Here is a 17,676-nt window from a genome sequence, read left to right on the forward strand (position 1 = left end):
TGGCCTCAACTAAACCTCCAAAGCAAAACGTTTTATCCTTGTTTTTCTAAAATCAGCCCTTAAAACCCAAAAAAGCAAAACTTCCTTTGCACGATGAAACCCGAGGCTCCCCCCTTATTTAGATACTTTCTAATTGGGTATGTGCGTATACTAGTAGGTGAATCAGAAATCCAACGACCTTTTATATGTGTCAAAGTAAATTCCCCAACCCAGACCTTCCGGAAGAGAAGAGCGGCTCCTCGCATTCAGATGCGCGGCGCACCTTTCTAAAGCAGTCCTCGCTGTTAACGGCGTTGGCGTTGGCTCCCAGCGCGGCCCTCAAAGCCGCCGAGCTGAAATATGAGGAGAAAGTGGCGGCGGTGTTCGAGCAGGTGAAGGTCACCCTGGGCATCAACGGCAAAAAGCAGAAGCTTTCCGTGGAGCCGCGTACCACGCTGCTGGATTTGCTGCGCGAACAACTGCACCTCACCGGTACCAAGAAAGGCTGCGACTACGGCCAGTGCGGCGCTTGCACGGTACACGTAGACGGGCAGCGCGTGCTGTCCTGCCTCACCTTGGCAGCCATGGCAGACGGCAAAGAAGTGACCACCATTGAAGGCCTCGCCGACGGCGAAAAACTGCACCCCATGCAGGAAGCCTTCATCAAGCACGATGGGTTCCAGTGTGGGTACTGCACCCCGGGCCAGATTATGAGTGCGGTGGCGTGCATCAGAGAAGGCCACGCCGATTCTGAAGACGAAATCCGAGAATACATGAGCGGCAACATTTGCCGGTGCGGCGCCTACCCCAACATTGTGAACGCCATCAAAGAAGTTAAAAACGGAGGACAGCGCGTATGATTCCCTTCCAATACGTAAAGCCCAGCAAACCCAAGGCCGCCATTGACACGGTAGCCAAAGACCAAACGGCCATGTTCATCGCCGGAGGCACCAACTTGGTAGACCTCATGAAGCGCGGCGTGATGACGCCCGAGAAGCTGGTGGATATTAACAAGCTTCCGCTCCGGAAAATAGAACGAGAAAACGGCAATGTCCGGATTGGCGCTTTGGCGTTGAACGGAGCCGTGGCGGAGGACAAGTTGGTCATGGAGAAACATCCGCTGCTGTCCCAGGCGTTGAACGCGGGGGCCAGTGCGCAACTGCGGAACATGGCCACGGTGGGCGGAAACATCATGCAGCGTGTGCGATGCCCTTATTTCTATGACACCGCCATGCCCTGCAACAAACGTGAACCCGGCACCGGCTGCGGAGCGCTGCAAGGCTTCAACCGCATGCACGCCATCTTCGGGCACAGCGAAAAGTGCATTGCCGTGAACCCCAGCGACATGAACGTAGCCTTGGTGGCGCTGGATGCCGTAGTGCTGGTTTCCGGCCCTAAAGGCGACAGGAAAATCCCGTTTGCGGAGTTCCATAGGCTGCCCGGCGATACGCCGCAAATCCACACGAACCTGCAGCAAGGCGAGTTGATTATGGCGGTAGAGATTCCGGAGAATCCTTACACCAAACACGTCCATTACCTCAAAGTACGCGACCGGACTTCTTATGCCTTTGCCCTGGTTTCGGTGGCCGCGGCGCTGGATATGGACGGCAGTACCATTAAATCGGCTAGATTAGCCATGGGTGGCGTGGCGCACAAACCGTGGCGTTTGAACGAAGCAGAGCAGTTCTTGGCTGGTAAAACTGCCAATGAAGCAACATTTCGGCAGGCCGCCGAGATTGCCATGCGCGGCGCGAAAGCTTTTGAGCACAATAAATTTAAATTACAGATGGGCCCTAACACCATTGTGCAGGCCTTGAAAAACGCGGCAGGCGCCGTTTAACCCTCCTTCCTTATGAAAGATTATTTCTTCCAAGATACCGTTGGTAAGCCGATGGATCGGGTAGATAGCCGCCAGAAAGTGACGGGTGCCGCCAAATACTCTGCCGAGTACGAGTTACCCAACATGGCGCACGGCATATTGGTGGGCAGCACCATCGCCAAAGGCAGCATCAAAAGCATTGATACCAAAAGAGCCGAGAACGCCCCGGGTGTGTTGGCGGTGCTACATTACCAGAACTCACCCAAGGTGCCCGGCTATGCCCAAGAGGCGCACCCCACCGAGCCGAAACCGGCGGGCAAGCCCCTCCAGGTGTTCATTGATAACCAGATTCACTTCAACGACCAGCCCATTGCCATAGTAGTGGCCGATACCCTGGAGCGAGCCGTGTACGCGGCTCGTTTGGTGAAGGTGCAGTACAACGTAGACGAGCACGCCACCGACTTTGATAAGAATGTGCCCAAGGCTTTCCTTCCCACGGCCGCCAAACGCAATCCCAAGCACGGACTGAATGACTACACTAGGGGCAAAGAAGACGCGTACAAAAACGAGGCGCTTAAGATTGAAAGCGAATACGTGATCCCTACGGAGTTCCACAACCCCATGGAGTTGCAGTCCATCATCGCGCACTGGGAAGCCGCTGACAAACTCACGGTTTATGACAAAACGCAGGCGGTAATCGGAACCCAGAACGCTTTTGCCAAGGATTGGAAAATTCCGGTGGAGAACGTGAAGGTGATTGCCACGTTTGTGGGCGGCGCCTTTGGGAACGGGCTGCACACCTGGCCCCACGAGACTGCCGCCATTATTGCCGCCAAGAAAGTGAACCGTCCCGTGAAGTTGATGCTGACGCGCGAGCAGATGTTTACCATGGTGGGCTACCGGCCGCACGCCTGGCAGAAAGTGGGCATGAGCGCCACCAAAGACGGAAAGATTACTGCCATCACGCACGAGGCCATTGGGCAGACGTCCACCTACGAGGAGTTCACCGAGTCTACCTTGCAGCAGACGCGCATGATGTACACCAGCCCTAACGTGACCACCCGTTACCGCATTCTGCCCTTAGACGTAAGTACGCCCATCTGGATGCGCGGCCCCGGCGAGGCAACGGGTGCTTTTGCCCTGGAAAGTGCGATGGACGAAATGGCCTACGTACTAGGAATAGACCCGCTGGAGTTCCGCTTAATTAACCACACCGACAAAGACCCCGAGAAAAACCTGCCCTGGTCTACCAAGTATCTGAAGGAAGCCATGCAAATGGGCGCCGAACAGATTGGCTGGAGCAAACGCCAGTTGAAACCCGGACAGGTAAAGAACGGCGAGTGGCTGGTGGGCTACGGCATGGGCGTGGGAACCTTCGGGGCGAACCGCGGCCGCGCCAAGGTAAAAGCCACTCTGCACAAAGATGGTACACTGGTGATGCAAAGCGCCACTACAGATATTGGCCCCGGAACCGGGACGGCCATGGTGCAGATTGCGGCGCAGAACCTGGGCTTACCACCGGAAAAAATAGTATTTGAGCTGGGTAGCTCTTTGTATCCGCCTTCGCCCAGCCAAGGTGGTTCCGCTACGGTGGCTACGGTGGGTTCGGCGGTGCATGCCGTGTGCCAGACATTGAAGCAACGGATAGCTGGCATGGTAGCGGGTAATGCAGACACCAGCTTTAAGGGTGCCACCGTGGAGAACCTGACGTTCAAAGACGGATATGTTTCCGTAACTGCCTCTCCTTCGGCTAGACTTTCTTTCGCTGATGTCCTGAAACAGCAGAATTTACCCGAACTGGAAGTAACGGAAGAATCCTCTCCTGACGCCAGTCTCCGGTCTAAATACTCCATGTACTCTTTCTCAGTGCATTTTGCCGAGGTGCAGGTGCATCCGTTAACGGGTCAGGTTCGCGTGACCAACATGGTGGCGTGCGCCGATGCCGGCACCATCATCAACGCCAAGACCGCCGGTAACCAGATGATTGGCGGCGCGGTAGGTGGTCTAGGTATGGCTCTTACGGAAGGAGGCGTGATAGACCACCGGTTCGGGCGGTACGTGACCAAAGACTTCGCCGAATACCACGTGCCAGTTCACGCCGATGCGCCAAATATTTCGGCTGCGTTCGTGAACAAACCCGATTTGATCAATAACCCGAACGGCACTAAAGGCATCGGGGAAATCGCGATCATCGGCGTAGCCCCGGCCATTGCCAACGCCATCTTCAACGCCACTGGTAAACGGATACGGGAATTACCGATTACGCCGGATAAGCTGATGATGGTGTAAATCCTAGAAAACAGAAAAGCCGTTCTACTGTGCAGAGCGGCTTTTCCGTTTATGGGCTGTTTCCAGAGAAAGAGGCTGAAAATGGGGGACTAGACCTCACAGGTTTTGAAAACCTGTGAGGTCTTTTTGTAGCTGTTGGCGGAGACACTCGTAGGAGCTGCCGATACCGTTTCTGAGCCGATTTCCAAATTTTGACTTTAAAACAGGCGCTTGCGTTAATCCTTCTTGCTCTTGAGCAACTTGCGCAGCTCGGCCAGCTCATCTCTGAACTTGGCGGCTTGCAGGAAGTCCAGTTCTTTGGCGGCGGCTTCCATCTGCTTCTCGGTTTTCTTGATGACTTTCTCCAGTTCGTCCTTCTTCATGTACTGCACCACGGGGTCGGCGGCGACGGACATGAGGCTCTCGTCTGGGCCGGCGTAGGCTTTCGGTTCTTTCGGGCGGTTAGAGTCGGCCACGGAGGTTTGCTCCATGATGGCTTCCTTGGACTTGAAGATGGTTTTAGGCGTGATGCCGTGCTCCAGGTTATATTCCACTTGCGTGGCGCGGCGGCGGTTGGTCTCGTCAATGGCGCGCTGCATGGAACCGGTCATTCTATCGGCGTACATGATGACCTTCCCTTTCTCGTTCCGGGCGGCGCGGCCGATGGTCTGGATGAGGGAACGCTGGTCGCGCAGGAAGCCTTCTTTGTCGGCATCCAGAATGGCTACCAAGCTCACCTCGGGTAAGTCAAGCCCCTCGCGAAGCAAGTTTACGCCAATGAGCACGTCAATAATTCCCAGGCGCAGTTCCCGCAGAATCTCTACCCGGTCAAGGGTTTTCACCTCAGAGTGGATGTATTTGACCTTGATGTTGAGGCGCTCCATGTACTTGGTGAGTTCCTCGGCCATGCGTTTGGTGAGCGTGGTCACCAGAATACGGTCGCCGGATTTGATGCGGTTGTCCACCTCGTCCAGCAAATCATCAATCTGGTTCTGGCTGGGCCTTACCTCAATCTCTGGGTCTAGCAAGCCGGTGGGCCGAATGATTTGCTCTACGATCACACCTTCAGATTTCTGAATCTCATAGTCGCCGGGCGTGGCGCTCACGAACAATACCTGGTGCATCACGCCCTCAAATTCGTTGAACGTAAGCGGGCGGTTGTCCATGGCCGCAGGTAACCGGAAACCATATTCCACCAGCGCGGTTTTACGCGAGCGGTCACCGCCCCACATGGCGCGCACCTGCGGAAGAGTAGCGTGGCTCTCGTCAATGACCATCAGGAAATCATCGGGGAAATAGTCCAGCAGACAGAAGGGGCGGGCGCCGGGCTCACGGCGGTCAAAGTAACGGGAGTAGTTCTCAATACCGGAGCAGTAGCCCAGTTCCCGGATCATCTCCAGGTCAAACTCGGTGCGCTCCTTAATGCGTTTGGCTTCGTTGTCGCGGCCTTCTTTCAGGAAATACTCGTGCTGGGCCACCATGTCAAACTGAATCTCGTTAATGGCTTGGTTCAAAGTGTCTTTGCCCGTCACGAAGAGGTTGGCCGGGAACAGCGAAATGCCTTCCTCGTCGGCAATTTTTCTACCGGACTCCGGGTCGATGCGCTGGATGGATTCAATCTCATCGCCCCAGAAGTAGATGCGGTAAGCGAAATCGGCGTACGCCGGATAAATGTCCACGGTATCGCCCTTCACCCGGAACGTTCCACGTGTGAACTCCACCTCGGTGCGGCTGTAGAGAATGGATACGAACTGGTAGAGCAGGTTATTGCGGCTCACTTTCATGCCCGGGGCCAGCGGAATCACGTTCTTCCCGAACTCCTCGGGATTCCCGATACCGTAAATACAACTCACCGAGGCCACCACAATCACATCACGTCGGCCCGAGAGCAGTGCTGAGGTACAGTGCAGCCGGAGCTTCTCAATTTCCTCGTTAATGGCCAAGTCTTTCTCAATGAACACGTCAGAAGAAGCAATGTAGGCCTCCGGCTGATAGTAGTCATAGTACGAGATAAAGTACTCCACCGCGTTGTTGGGGAAGAACTGCTTGAACTCGCCATAAAGCTGCGCGGCCAGGGTTTTATTGTGGCACAGCACCAGCGTAGGCTTTTTCACCTCCTGTATCACGTTGGCCACGGTGAAGGTCTTACCGGTACCGGTGGCCCCCAGCAACACCTGGGCGTGTTCCCCGGTTCTTATGCCGCGTACCAGTTCCTGGATGGCTTTGGGCTGGTCGCCGGTAGGTTGGAATTCTGAGGTTAATTGAAAATCCATAGCGGAAATAAATACGATCAAAGGTAACGTATTATAACACCAAGCGGCGCAAGAGAGTTTAGCAAGCGGCTAAATATACTGGTGTTTTACGGCTACTTTACTAAAACAAAGCAAAAAACGCCGCTTGTAGCAAAGCGGCGTTTCCGGATTTCATAGGATGCTGTACAATCTTCTGATTACTGGCAAGGCGACTCACTTACCGAGAGCACTTTTATATGCGGATAAATGACGGGAATAAAGCCGGGGCAGTCTGGGGCTTCATTCTCAGGCACAGACTGCATGGTAATGTAGAGCTTCTTGCCGGGCACCTGGTAGACCGGGTGCAGGTTAAACGTGTTCACGTACACGGTGTCATTGCTGGGTTTCGCATTTACAATGTTGGCGGCGGCGGTGTCCAACACAGCCAACACGGTGCCACAGCCTTGGTCTAACACTACGGCCTCCAGACAAGCACTTACTACTTCCTCGTCTTCACAACTGGTAAAAGCGAGTACACCAGCAAGCCCTAGAGAAACGAGCCTTCCGCTTTGCATGAATCCTATCACTTAGTGTTTGGAATAATGAAGTTACTATTTACCAGGAAAAAACAAGCAAGGGGAATACAAAAAATTCACCTCATCTTATTGTTCGCCAGTGCGTTGCGCAACTGCTCTTTCATGGCGGCCATCATGTTTTCTTCCTTTTCGCTGACTACTTCCTTAATTTCTTCTTTGAGCCATAAGGCCGAAGTGCCAACGTACAACGGAATAGACAACAGCAACGCCCATGTTCTTACTACTTTGGGGAGAGAGCACGTTTTGTTCATAATGGTAAACGAACAGGGTAAGAGGATGCCGAATAGAGAGACCGCTCCACGCAGGCTTACCCCTATTCTCATTTGTAAAAAATAAGCTATTTATTTAGTCAGGCGCCATCTGCCGCCTATACTCACGCCAAGTTGATAGGTATTCTCCTGGTGCTGTTCTTCCCGCAGTAGGGGCGAGAGTGAGTACGTGAACTCAGGGGCGACTAGAATGCTCATCTTGCTGGTCACGTGATAACCAACCCCAATAGAGGTAGTGGTGGCCCACTGCAACGTTCTGAAGGGAGAGTCTTTGTCATTGAGCCCGAACTTCACGGCCTGCACCTGGTTTGTCTCGGGCACAATGGCGTTCTGCACCAGAAAATTCATGTTCACTCCGCCGGAGAAAAGAGCGTACACCTTTCTCAGATCTAGACGGTACGCCAAGCGCAGCGGAAGGCCTATCTTCTGGTACTTATACTTGGTGCTGTATTCGTTTGTCCTAACCACAGAGATAGCCTGCCCCGCAGCTTCGGCCACAAAGGCGTTGGCTACCAAGGGGGTACTCTTGCTATATGCAAAGTTCACTGGTGCCCCTCCTGCCATGTAGCCATCATAAAACAGATAAGATTGCGTGGTAGTCGCTTCGTTCTGCGTGTACATGACCCCGCTTTCCAGTTGCCATTTATCGTTGATTTTATAACTGGCACCCACCGTGGCAGAATAGGAGTAAGCAGGCGCGTAACTGCTGTTGTATTCCTCTACCGCTTCCTGATACTGCCGATACGCTTGTGGTGCCTGGCTCAGGGAGGCTCTTTCGTTCATGGCAGCATTGTTCCCTATTTTAACCGGCGCGTACGCGTACTGCGGGCTATAGGCCATGGTCACACTCCACTTGCTCCCGTGAGCGGTTTCGCTTTCATGGCCTTTCTCAGTTGGCGGTGCCGGTGCCAGGGCTGGTTCGGCCTCTTTCTGCACCAGAATACTTCTTTTAGGTGCCGGCGGAAGAGAATCTAGCAGCGAGGGCAAACTTTGGGAGGCAGCCAAGCTATTGGCCAAGGACCCGGGAAAAGGTTTCGCCTCTATGTTCCCTGGAAAAACAGATTGACTTTCTACTGCCTCTCCGCCCGTCACTTTCTTTTCTTCCAACTTGGCAAGCGCAGCGGTGGATTCTGTATGGGAAGCCCCGGCCATGGGGTTTTGCTGCGCGATGCGTGCCTCCGGAGTTTCTTCATTCTGCGCCAAGTGCTGGTTTCTGGCCCTTGAAGAAGTAATTTTCTGGTTTCTGTTTTCAGGCTGGTTTTCTGAAAACACCCTTGAAACGGCAGCGAGCGGGTCAGGTGCTTTCTCTTTGAACGGCTCTTTTTCCACAGAAGACGCTGCCGCAGGTTCTTTGGCCGCCAAACCGCCGGGCGCAGTTCTGCTGGTGGTCTCTTGCCGCGTAGCGAATCCGGTTTCCGGCGGCCCCACCAAAGCAGAATCCTGCCGCCACAGAATGATCCCCGCAGAAACCAACAGGAACAGGAAAGCCGCCGCCATAGAACGGTACCATTTCACTTGTCTGCGGTAACGGTGCAGTTCATGGTTTTCCAGTTCCAGGTTTACGTTCTCCCAGACACGGGGAGACGGGGTGCTCTCAGCCTCAGCAAAGCCATTCCGGAAGACATCTTCCACAGACTGGCCTTGCTTTTTCTCAGCCGGTGACTTTTTCATGGTTCTGCTGTTTTAGCCGCAGCAACGCCTGCCGTAAGCTGGCGCGGGCGCGGGAATATTGTGATTTGGAGGTACTCTCGGTTATTTCCAGCATCTCGCCTATTTCTTTGTGGGAGAAGCCCTCAATGGCATACAAGTTGAAAACGGCCTGGTAGCGGGGCGGTAGCCCTCGAACCAGCTCCAGCAGTTCCTCATAGGCAAACTGGCTGTCCAGGTTATCCTGCTCAGAGACATCGTCTAACTCTTCGTCCTGGCCGGTGACCATGAGGTGCCGGTTGGTGCGTTGGTACTTCAGGGCCGTATTGATGACAATGCGTTTCACCCAGAACTCCAGCGGACAGTCTCCTTTGAAGTTCTTCAGGTACAGGAACACCTTCACGAAAGAGTCCTGCAGAATATCCTCGGCCTCAAAATCCGTACGGGCATAGCGTTTACTCACGGCCAGCATCTTGCCTGCGTACTGTTGGTACAGCAGTTGCTGGGCGTCCCGCTTCCCGTCAACAGCCCTTTTGACCAGGTCTGCCTCAGTGGGATTTTTAGGTTTCAGAATCTTCAACAATGGGCCACTTGTATTATTTTCTACCGGTAAGAGCCTTGCCGTGCCACAAAGGTTGCATCGCCTTCCCCTAAGATGATAAAATTCTTTTCACCAACTTAGGCGCAGAAGAAAGATACCTGGAAAATCATCTGGATACTAGAAAGGAGGAGCCCTGTTTTAGGGCTGAAATTTGAAAAACAGGGGCAAAACAGAGAACTTGTTTCGTACTTGGAAAGTCCTTTCCTTGGCTTGTCCCCTGACAAGCCAACGTATATAAAGGGCAGGCTGAGACGCTTTTCTTCCGTCCTGTCTGGCAATAGGCCGGGGAAGCGGGAGTAAATACGGGAATAAATAGAGGAGTAGCCTTTTGATTTAAGGCTGAATTTCAGAAAACACGCCTAAAACGCGATTAGCTGTGCCAGATCTGCCAGGCTACTTCGGCCTGAAGGCAGAGCATTTCATAGCCGTTGATGGTCTTGGCCCCCATTTCTTTCCCGCGCTTCATGAAAAGGGTTTCGGCGGGGTTGTACACCAAATCATAGAGGTAATGGTGCGATGAAAGCCGCTCATAAGGGATTGGCGGGGCTTCGTCTTGCTTGGGGAAAGTGCCTACCGGCGTGGCATTGATGATAAGGGAGACCGAGGACATGAAGTTGGGCGTGAGCTCCTGATAGGTCAGAAAACCCGGCTTTTTCTCTCTGGAAACTACCTTGAAGCCAATGTTCAGGTACTCCAGCGCCGCCATCACTGCCTTCGCCGCTCCGCCCGTTCCCAGCACCAACGCCTGCGACTGGGAGTAACAGGGATAGAAGTTCTGGAGCGACTGCATGAACCCCTGGTAATCTGAGTTATGGCCCACAAGACGGCCATTCTCAAACTTAATCACGTTTACCGCCCCAATTTTAGCGGTCACCGGTTCCAGCTCATCCAGAAAAGGAATGACTACTTCTTTGTACGGAATAGTAACGTTTAACCCTTTCAGGTTAGGATGCGCCTGTAGCAGCGCGGGTAGTTCAGAAATACTGTCCAACTCAAAAAGATGGTACACACTGTCCTTGATGCCGTCTGACAAAAATTTCTCTGTGAAGTATTTCTGAGAGAAAGAGTGGCTTAGTTTATAACCAACTAGTCCGTACACATTTTCCATATAGGCAGCTTGGGTTGGCTATGTTACTTCGTTTATTGCCCTTTAGGGGCCATCTTTTGCTTTACAATCTCAATGATAGGCGGAATGATGGAAATCAGGATAATGCCGAAAATCACCAAGGAGAAGTTGCTCTTCACGGCCGGAATGTTCCCGAAGACAAAGCCCGCCACCACAAAGCCAACCACCCACAGAAGACCGCCTATGATGTTGTAAGACAGAAATTTACTGTACTTCATGGTTCCTACGCCCGCCACAAACGGGGCAAACGTACGGATGATGGGAATGAACCGGGCAAAGATGATGGTTTTGCCGCCGTGTTTCTCATAGAAGCCCTGGGTTTTAAGCAGGTACTCCTTCTTCAGGAACCGGTAATCCCGTTTAAACACCTTGGGGCCGAAGTAATCGCCGATGAGGTAGTTGAGGGTGTCGCCCAGAAAAGCGGCTATGAAAAGTAAGACCAGCAAGACCCAGACATTCAGCACTCCGGTAGCGGCAAAGGCACCGGCGGCGAACAAAAGGGAATCTCCGGGCAGAAAAGGCATGACTACCACCCCCGTTTCCACAAAAATGATAAGGAAGAGGATGACGTAAGTCCAGGTACCGTAGTCAGAGATGATCTGGCTGAGGTGCTGGTCCAGGTGCAAGAATAAGTCGATGAACTGGCGGAGTAACTCCATGAAGTGTAACGTGTAGCTAAGGGAGGTTAGATCAGTTTGCCTAATAAATCTTTGTCAAGGAAGTGGGTGAAGGTATCCCCTCTCAGGCCCAGACGGATGGTTTCCAGCGGCACAATCTCATTAGGCGAGATGTTCCCCAGGTTCACATTGGCCCCTAGTAATTTAATGAAGAAAACCTGCTGTGATTTTTGGGGAGCCTCCCAGATGATTCGCTCAAACGGGATCTTGGTCAGGATTTCCTCTACCAGGCCGCTTCTCACTTCCCCGGTAGACCGGAACAGCCCCACGTTTCCGGCTTCTCTGGATTCGCCAATCACTTTCCAGGCTCCAGCATCCAATTCGGCCTGCATCAGGCTAATCCACTTGTAGGGCGGAATGATTTTCTGATCGTCCTTGGATCCTACTTCAGAAAGTACGGTCACTTGCTCGGCCAGGGTGCGGATGTACTGGCACTTCAGGTCATGATCCATTTCAATAGACCCGTCAGAAATCTCGGCGTAGGTGAGTTGGTACTTATCCAGTAAGCGGCGGTAGTCGTCAAACTGACCACGCACGATAAAGGCCTCAAACAAGGTACCACCCAGGTACACCGGAATACCGGCGGCCCGGTAAATATCGATTTTCTTGTCTAGGTGCGGGGTCACGAAAGAGGTAGCCCAGCCCAACTTGACAATGTCTACGTACTCTCCGGCTACCTCCACAAAATTTTCTGTTTCTCTTAAGCTCAGGCCTTTGTCCATGGCCATGGTGAAACCGCTCTCTCTAGGTTTAGAGGTGCGTTGGGGAAGGTGGGAAAGTTCGTAGTTCATGAAATGGTTATTTGCGATACTGGTCAATGAGCCGGGCCAGTGCCCGCTGCGATTCCAGTTCAGGAAAGAAATCAAAGAGAAGCCTATGCTTATCGAAGTCCAAAATTAAGGCATTTTCTAAATAATTGTATGCCTGTTTATACTTTCCTGCCGCCAGGCTGTACGCGCAGAGCCGGTATTGGAGCTCTGCTTCGTCTGGCTGTAGCTCTAACGCATTCAGAAGAAGGTCGATAGCTCCTTCAAAATTGCCTTGCTCGTACAGAATAATAGACCAGTTCAGCCAGATATCTTTGTTCTCTGGGGCTAGCACGCTGGCCTGCTCATACGCCTCTACGCTGGAGATAATGTTTCCCATCTGGTATTCGGCGGCGGCCAGAGCCAACCAGTATTCTGAGTTATCGGCGTAAAACGAGATGGCTTTGCGGTAAAAATGAACGGCTTCCATCCATTTTTCCTGCAGGTCTAAGATCACGCCAATCCCAAACCACGCCTCATCCATTTCGGGAGAAAGATCAATGGCTTTCTGGTAGTACTTATGAGACAAGTCCCACTGCGAGAGCTTTTCATAGCACTCCCCTATGTTGCAAAGGATGTCTGCATTAGGTTCTGTTTGCTCCAAAGCGGCCTGAAAAGACTCAATGGCTTTGGTGAATTCGCCTAAATACACATAGTTGTTGGCCAGGTTCACATACGCCGGGGCCAGGTCTGGCTGAATAAGCGTGGCATATTCATACGCTCCCACGGCCTTCTCGTGGTTACCCAGCCTGCTTTGGGCTAGCCCGAGGTTAAACCAAGCCATGGCCGAATAGGGATCTTCGTCTACAAACCGTTGGAAGAAAGCAATGACATCGTCGCCCTCGCCGGTGATTTCCAGGCAATACAGCAGTTCCTGAAGCGCTAACTCGTTCTCCATGTTCAGGAGCAGGCTCTTCTTGTAGTACTTCATGGCCGCCTTGAACTTACCCCAACTCTGGTAAGAGAGACCTATGTTGAAATAGATGTCATCCTTTATCTCAGACTGGTCAACGGCCTGCTTGAAACAATCAATGGCTAAAGCGAAATCGCCTTTCTGGTTAAAGATAATGCCTTTGGTTAAGGGAATATCCTCATTGTCTGGCTCCATCTGGGCTACTTCCTCTACTAAATGCAGTGCCTCATCAAAGGCTCCCAGCATGGCCAATACCTGCGCCTTGTCAATCAACAGTTCGGTAGAGAAAGGATATTGCGTAATGCCTACATCACAGGCTTTCAGGGCTTGGCTGTAGTTAAAGCTATTGGCATAATAGTCAATGATACTCTCGTAATCTGAGAGATCAAAAAATACGGTGGTATTAGCCTCCAGCATGCTTTCAAACCTTTGCACAAGGTCTAGGTCTTCGCTGGAGAAATCTTCAAAATTATCGTTCATCTACAAGTAAATCTCAACACGGGCTAAGCAAATAGCCCTTCTCTGTACAACACATTTACCCTGCCAAGAAGTGCCTTAGGTGGTTCTTGTCTTCGCAAGTCCTTCGCAGCTCCAACGCAGGGTATCTTCCAACGGCCGGAACATGATGCCAGTTGCCGCCTTTATTTTTGAATTGGAGTAAAAGTGTTCCTCTTTCGCAATTCTGGCGGTTTCTTTGGTTATCAACGGCTTCACCCCCGTTAGTTTGCCTCTCACACTTTCCAGCCGCCACACTATTTCGGCCACCCAGTACGGCACCTTGACAGAGGGGGCCTTTTTACCCATCAACACCGCTACACGCTGGAAGAATTGCTGGTAAGTGGTCTGGTGGGCGTTGATGATGAAACGTTCGCCCCAATGGTTTCCGTTCATTAAAAGCAGCATGGCCTCTACCACGTCCCGCACGTCTACGAAGTTAGCATACCCCTGCGTATAGAAAGCCCGCTCGTCTGCAATATATTTGAACAGTTGGGTGCTGCTCCGTCCCAGATCGCCGGGCCCCAGAATAACCGACGGGTTCACAATGACGGCTTGCAGTCCTTCAGAAATCCCTCTCCAAACCTCCATCTCGGCGTAATGTTTAGAGAACGCATACACTGACCTTTCCGCCGCCGGATCCCACTTCACCTCTTCCTGGATGCGTTTTTCGCCTCTTTTTCGGTTTATAGCCGCAATGGAGCTGACATGGCACAAACGCACTCCCGGTTTGGCTAGGCAGGCGTCTACTACGTTGGTGGTACCGTCTACGTTTATCTGCTGAAGCAATGCGGCATCCTGCGGCGCATAGGACACAAAACCGGCGCAATGGTAGACTTCCTCCACTTCCTGCACCAACGACCTGAGCAACAGCGTATCCAGGATGTCTCCGGCTACCCACTGTAAATTTGGATGGGCCAGTTCCGAAACAGTCTTTCTATAGATTGCCGTTACGGCGCAGCCTTCCTCCAGCAGACGCTGCAAAAGAAAATGGCCTAGAAGGCCACTACCACCGGTTACCAGTACGTGTTTCAAAGGAGGTTTCTGCTTAGGATTATAGGGTAGCGTTTAAAAGCGGCAATTTAAGTGCTTCCTGGAACAAAGGCTCTTTTACCACTTTCTCCAGCACCGCAATGTGCTTCATGGAGTGGGTATCGGTGCCCAGGAACTCAACTGCCTTTCTTTTGATGAGTTGGCGGGCTACTTCTTTGGCCTGCTTGGAATAATACCCGGCTAATGAATTGGCGTTCACCTGAAACAACACCCCCGTTTCTCTTAAAGACATGAGCGCCTCTACCCGGCCATAAAAGTACGTGTACCGCTCAGGATGTGCCAACACCGGGGTATATCCAGCAGCCTGCGTAGCGAAGATCACTTGCCTGAGATGGGCGGGCTCGTTCATGTAAGAGGTCTCCATTAAAAGAAACTTACGTTCCCCGCCAAAGGTCAAAAGCTCTTCGCCATTCTCTACTTTAGAGAAAAACCATTCATCCAGGTAATATTCTGCTGCGCAGGAAAGCTCCATTTCAAAACCACGCGCGGTAGCCGCCCCTTGCACTTCCTGTAGTTTTGCCCTGATCGTTTCTGGGGTGTTTTTGTAAAAATCGCCCATAATGTGGGGAGTCATGCACAGCTTTCTGAAACCCAGGGCTTGGAGGGCTTCCAGAAGTTGCATGGACTCTTCCAGGGTGACGGCCCCATCATCTAGCCCGGGCAGTAGGTGCGAGTGCATATCCGCCTGCAAGTTGGCAAAAGAAGAGATTGCTGGCTCGTTCTTACCCCAGAGTTTACGAAGGCTATCCCACATAGATCCTATTTAAAGATAGACTTCAATTTATTTCCAACGGAAGGCTTTTCTTCTTCATCGTAGTATCCTTGCCCGTAGCCATAGCCGTAGCCATACCCGTAACCGTAGCCATACATATTTCCACCGTTAACATCGTTCAAGATGGCGGCCATGTTTGAAAGATGGTTGGTGCGCACCAATTTATCAATGCCCTTTAAGAAGGCCTTTTTAGAATAATTGGCCCGAACGATGTACAAAGGAATGTCTGCTTTGCGCATGATCAGAACCCCGTCCGTGACCAAACCAACCGGCGGGCTATCTACCAGAATGATGTCATAGATTTGGTGCAGTTCCTCTAAAACACTGTCAAAACGGCCACCCATGATCAACTCAGACGGGTTGGGGGGGGTTGGCCCCGCAGAGATAAAATCTAAGTCAGGGATTGTGGTGTTCTGCACGCTTTCCACCACTGAATGCTTGTCAATCAGGATGGTGCTCATTCCCTTCGCATTGTCCCCGTCTAAGGCGATGTGCACTTTAGGCTTGCGCATGTCCAAATCAAGGATAACCACTTTCAACCCAGACATGGCAATAATCCCGCCCAGGTTTACCGCCACAAAGGTTTTCCCCTCTCCGCTTATGGTGGAGGTAACGGAGATAATCCTTTTCTTCTTAGAGGCACTCATGAACTCCAGGTTGGTTCTTACAGAACGAATGGATTCACTTAGAGCCGACTTTGGGTTCTGATTCACCACCAACTTGGAGAAAGGCATCTTCTGCTTGTCATAGGACGGCACCACGCCTAGCACAGGAATGGAAGTATTTCGCTCCAACTCCCTCACATTGGTCACCGTATCATGCATCAGATACCGAGATGCAATCAAACCAACACCCAGGAACAAGCCCCCGGCAATGCCTATGGCGTAGATGATGAACGTGTTAGGGGAGATAGGGCTTTCTTCCCCGGGCAGGCTGGCTGGGGACAGGATCTGAAAGTCTGGCGTTGTCCCGGCCATGGCGATGCCGTACTCCACCCGTCTGTTCAGGATCTGGGTGAAGAAGCTTTCATAGAGCCCGAAGATACGCTCCAGCCGGGCCCGCTCTGTTTCCTTGGAAGGAGCCTGTAGAATCTTGCCGGTAAGCTCCGCCTGGTTTCTGTCAATGTTCTCAATCTTAGTCTGAACCAGTGCTCTGCTGCTGCTGACAATAGCGTTTATTCTACTTTGAGCAAGACTTAACTGATCTTCCACTAACGCATCAGAAAGGGTATTGCCTCTGCTGGTCTTGCTCGTTGTTCTTTGCCGGGCCTGTAAATAGCTAAGCTCAGATAATTGTTCCGCTAACTGAGGGTCTTGGTTTTCCTGCCCCTGCAGCCCGGTTACAATCAGAGCCAAATCCTCATTCCGCTGCACCTTGCCCTGAATTGTATTCAAAAGCGATAACTGGAACCGTAGTTCCAGCTTCTCTTTCTCTAATTCCTGCACCTGGGACAGCGCTTCCTGGAGGTTAGACTTGATATCATACGACTTGTTCTGCCTTACAAACCGCTCAATGTCATTCTCAGCCTTTCTGAGGCTGTCTTCTGTTTCCTTTAATTGCTCATTCAAGAAACTAAGAGTCTGTCTACTGGCCTGATTGCTGCGCTCAAGTTTATGCTGCAGGTAAACTGCATCAATATTATTGACAATATCATGGGCTTTGAACCTATTGAAATCCTTGAATGAAATCTGGATGGTCTTGGACTCTGGGTTAAGGATAGCGGTGGTTAGATTCTCATCAATGTACCTTTTCAGATACCCGTTGCTATGCACAATGAAGTAATAGGTTTCCCCTACCTGGGCACCGCCAAACGAAGGGGAAGTATTGACCGTGATGTGGTTGTCAGAAAGCCGTAAAGGAGCACCCACTGAATGGGTTGTACGGTTTCCTTCTTTGCCTAGCGCTATCTCAAATTTACTTGGGGAAGTAAACGTCACGTAGATCTTCTGATCGTATAAGCTGAAGCTGGCAGTGTCATACGTCACGGAGAAGGGGCTGTCTTTGTACAGCTCCGCATCCAGCACGCGCGCTTCTACATAATAGCTTACCTGCAAGGGCATTGTCCCCTTTAGTCTTTCATACACAATGTTAGACTTAATCAGGTCTACTTCGCCTTGCAGCTTTCCAATACCAGACTCTACTTTCAGGCCATTGTTCTCCAGTCCAAGAACCCCTGCTTCAGACTGCTCGTCTAACTTAATGGTAGACGAAGATTCATATACTTTTTTGGTGTACCTTAAATAAAGGTAAGAGGCAGACACGCCCAAGATGATCAGCAATATTACCCATGGAATGCTACGCCGAACTACATGTAAAAGAGTGACGAAATCAATGCTTGTGCCGCCATCATCCTCTTCCTCTTCAACACTACCCAAACGATGATCCAGTTCATCCAGATCATTGGCTGTTTTTACACTCATGGAA

Annotated in this window: 15 protein-coding genes; 3 read left to right on the plus strand and 12 right to left on the minus strand. The window is 51.7% G+C overall.

Going from position 1 to position 17,676, the window contains the following annotated elements; genetic code table 11:
- Positions 1-185: 185 nt before the first annotated feature.
- The 3 genes from HHO50_RS03575 to HHO50_RS03585 are packed head-to-tail and all read left to right on the plus strand — an operon-like array spanning position 186 to position 4,087.
- Entirely contained in the window at positions 186-839 is a 654-nt protein-coding gene (locus HHO50_RS03575) for a (2Fe-2S)-binding protein (protein WP_181304624.1), read from the plus strand.
- Complete coding sequence (locus tag HHO50_RS03580; protein ID WP_181304625.1) at positions 836-1,819, plus strand: xanthine dehydrogenase family protein subunit M; 984 nt, start codon at positions 836-838, stop codon at positions 1,817-1,819. Before HHO50_RS03575 ends, HHO50_RS03580 begins: the two co-directional genes overlap by 4 nt.
- A gap of 12 nt (positions 1,820-1,831) precedes the next feature.
- Positions 1,832-4,087 (plus strand): xanthine dehydrogenase family protein molybdopterin-binding subunit, encoded by a 2,256-nt coding sequence (locus tag HHO50_RS03585; RefSeq protein ID WP_181304626.1) that lies wholly within the window; start codon positions 1,832-1,834, stop codon positions 4,085-4,087.
- A gap of 215 nt (positions 4,088-4,302) precedes the next feature.
- Here the strand turns inward: HHO50_RS03585 and uvrB are convergent, their stop codons facing one another.
- From uvrB to HHO50_RS03645, 12 genes are all read right to left on the minus strand, one after another.
- Positions 4,303-6,339 (minus strand): excinuclease ABC subunit UvrB, encoded by a 2,037-nt coding sequence (uvrB, locus tag HHO50_RS03590; protein WP_181304627.1) that lies wholly within the window; start codon positions 6,337-6,339, stop codon positions 4,303-4,305.
- Between the two features lie 176 nt (positions 6,340-6,515).
- Entirely contained in the window at positions 6,516-6,884 is a 369-nt protein-coding gene (locus HHO50_RS03595) for a hypothetical protein (protein ID WP_181304628.1), read from the minus strand.
- Between the two features lie 65 nt (positions 6,885-6,949).
- Positions 6,950-7,144, minus strand: a complete 195-nt coding sequence (locus HHO50_RS03600; protein WP_181304629.1) for a hypothetical protein — start codon at positions 7,142-7,144, stop codon at positions 6,950-6,952.
- Between the two features lie 90 nt (positions 7,145-7,234).
- Complete coding sequence (locus HHO50_RS03605) at positions 7,235-8,833, minus strand: outer membrane beta-barrel protein (RefSeq protein WP_181304630.1); 1,599 nt, start codon at positions 8,831-8,833, stop codon at positions 7,235-7,237.
- On the minus strand, positions 8,814-9,389 hold the full coding sequence (locus tag HHO50_RS03610) for an RNA polymerase sigma factor (protein WP_255478577.1): 576 nt from the start codon (positions 9,387-9,389) through the stop codon (positions 8,814-8,816). Before HHO50_RS03610 ends, HHO50_RS03605 begins: the two co-directional genes overlap by 20 nt.
- 391 nt (positions 9,390-9,780) lie before the next feature.
- Positions 9,781-10,518: a shikimate dehydrogenase gene (locus tag HHO50_RS03615; protein WP_181304631.1), complete on the minus strand. Its 738-nt coding sequence runs from the start codon at positions 10,516-10,518 to the stop codon at positions 9,781-9,783.
- Positions 10,519-10,550: 32 nt separating this feature from the next.
- The gene (locus HHO50_RS03620) at positions 10,551-11,195 is read right to left on the minus strand and encodes a DedA family protein (RefSeq protein WP_181304632.1); all 645 of its coding nucleotides are present in this window, start codon (positions 11,193-11,195) and stop codon (positions 10,551-10,553) included.
- Positions 11,196-11,221: 26 nt separating this feature from the next.
- Positions 11,222-12,004, minus strand: a complete 783-nt coding sequence (locus tag HHO50_RS03625; RefSeq protein ID WP_181304633.1) for a phosphosulfolactate synthase — start codon at positions 12,002-12,004, stop codon at positions 11,222-11,224.
- A 7-nt stretch (positions 12,005-12,011) separates the two neighbouring features.
- On the minus strand, positions 12,012-13,412 hold the full coding sequence (locus HHO50_RS03630) for a lipopolysaccharide assembly protein LapB (protein WP_181304634.1): 1,401 nt from the start codon (positions 13,410-13,412) through the stop codon (positions 12,012-12,014).
- A 75-nt stretch (positions 13,413-13,487) separates the two neighbouring features.
- Positions 13,488-14,462: an NAD-dependent epimerase/dehydratase family protein gene (locus HHO50_RS03635; RefSeq protein ID WP_181304635.1), complete on the minus strand. Its 975-nt coding sequence runs from the start codon at positions 14,460-14,462 to the stop codon at positions 13,488-13,490.
- A gap of 19 nt (positions 14,463-14,481) precedes the next feature.
- Complete coding sequence (locus tag HHO50_RS03640) at positions 14,482-15,159, minus strand: tyrosine-protein phosphatase (RefSeq protein ID WP_255478578.1); 678 nt, start codon at positions 15,157-15,159, stop codon at positions 14,482-14,484.
- A gap of 80 nt (positions 15,160-15,239) precedes the next feature.
- The gene (locus HHO50_RS03645; protein ID WP_181304637.1) at positions 15,240-17,672 is read right to left on the minus strand and encodes a polysaccharide biosynthesis tyrosine autokinase; all 2,433 of its coding nucleotides are present in this window, start codon (positions 17,670-17,672) and stop codon (positions 15,240-15,242) included.
- Positions 17,673-17,676 lie beyond the last annotated feature (4 nt).

Origin of the sequence: Rufibacter sp. XAAS-G3-1 (assembly GCF_013623775.1) — a bacterium.
Taxonomy (GTDB): domain Bacteria; phylum Bacteroidota; class Bacteroidia; order Cytophagales; family Hymenobacteraceae; genus Nibribacter.

Excerpts from the sequence above, each read along its gene's own strand:
- HHO50_RS03575 (WP_181304624.1), top strand. The coding sequence starts at position 186 with ATGTGTCAAAGTAAATTCCCCAACCCAGACCTTCCGGAAGAGAAGAGC.
- HHO50_RS03580 (WP_181304625.1), top strand. The coding sequence starts at position 836 with ATGATTCCCTTCCAATACGTAAAGCCCAGCAAACCCAAGGCCGCCATT.
- HHO50_RS03585 (WP_181304626.1), top strand. The coding sequence starts at position 1,832 with ATGAAAGATTATTTCTTCCAAGATACCGTTGGTAAGCCGATGGATCGG.
- uvrB (WP_181304627.1), bottom strand. The coding sequence starts at position 6,339 with ATGGATTTTCAATTAACCTCAGAATTCCAACCTACCGGCGACCAGCCC.
- HHO50_RS03600 (WP_181304629.1), bottom strand. The coding sequence starts at position 7,144 with ATGAACAAAACGTGCTCTCTCCCCAAAGTAGTAAGAACATGGGCGTTG.
- HHO50_RS03605 (WP_181304630.1), bottom strand. The coding sequence starts at position 8,833 with ATGAAAAAGTCACCGGCTGAGAAAAAGCAAGGCCAGTCTGTGGAAGAT.
- HHO50_RS03615 (WP_181304631.1), bottom strand. The coding sequence starts at position 10,518 with ATGGAAAATGTGTACGGACTAGTTGGTTATAAACTAAGCCACTCTTTC.
- HHO50_RS03620 (WP_181304632.1), bottom strand. The coding sequence starts at position 11,195 with ATGGAGTTACTCCGCCAGTTCATCGACTTATTCTTGCACCTGGACCAG.
- HHO50_RS03625 (WP_181304633.1), bottom strand. The coding sequence starts at position 12,004 with ATGAACTACGAACTTTCCCACCTTCCCCAACGCACCTCTAAACCTAGA.
- HHO50_RS03630 (WP_181304634.1), bottom strand. The coding sequence starts at position 13,412 with ATGAACGATAATTTTGAAGATTTCTCCAGCGAAGACCTAGACCTTGTG.
- HHO50_RS03640 (WP_255478578.1), bottom strand. The coding sequence starts at position 15,159 with ATGCACTCGCACCTACTGCCCGGGCTAGATGATGGGGCCGTCACCCTG.
- HHO50_RS03645 (WP_181304637.1), bottom strand. The coding sequence starts at position 17,672 with ATGAGTGTAAAAACAGCCAATGATCTGGATGAACTGGATCATCGTTTG.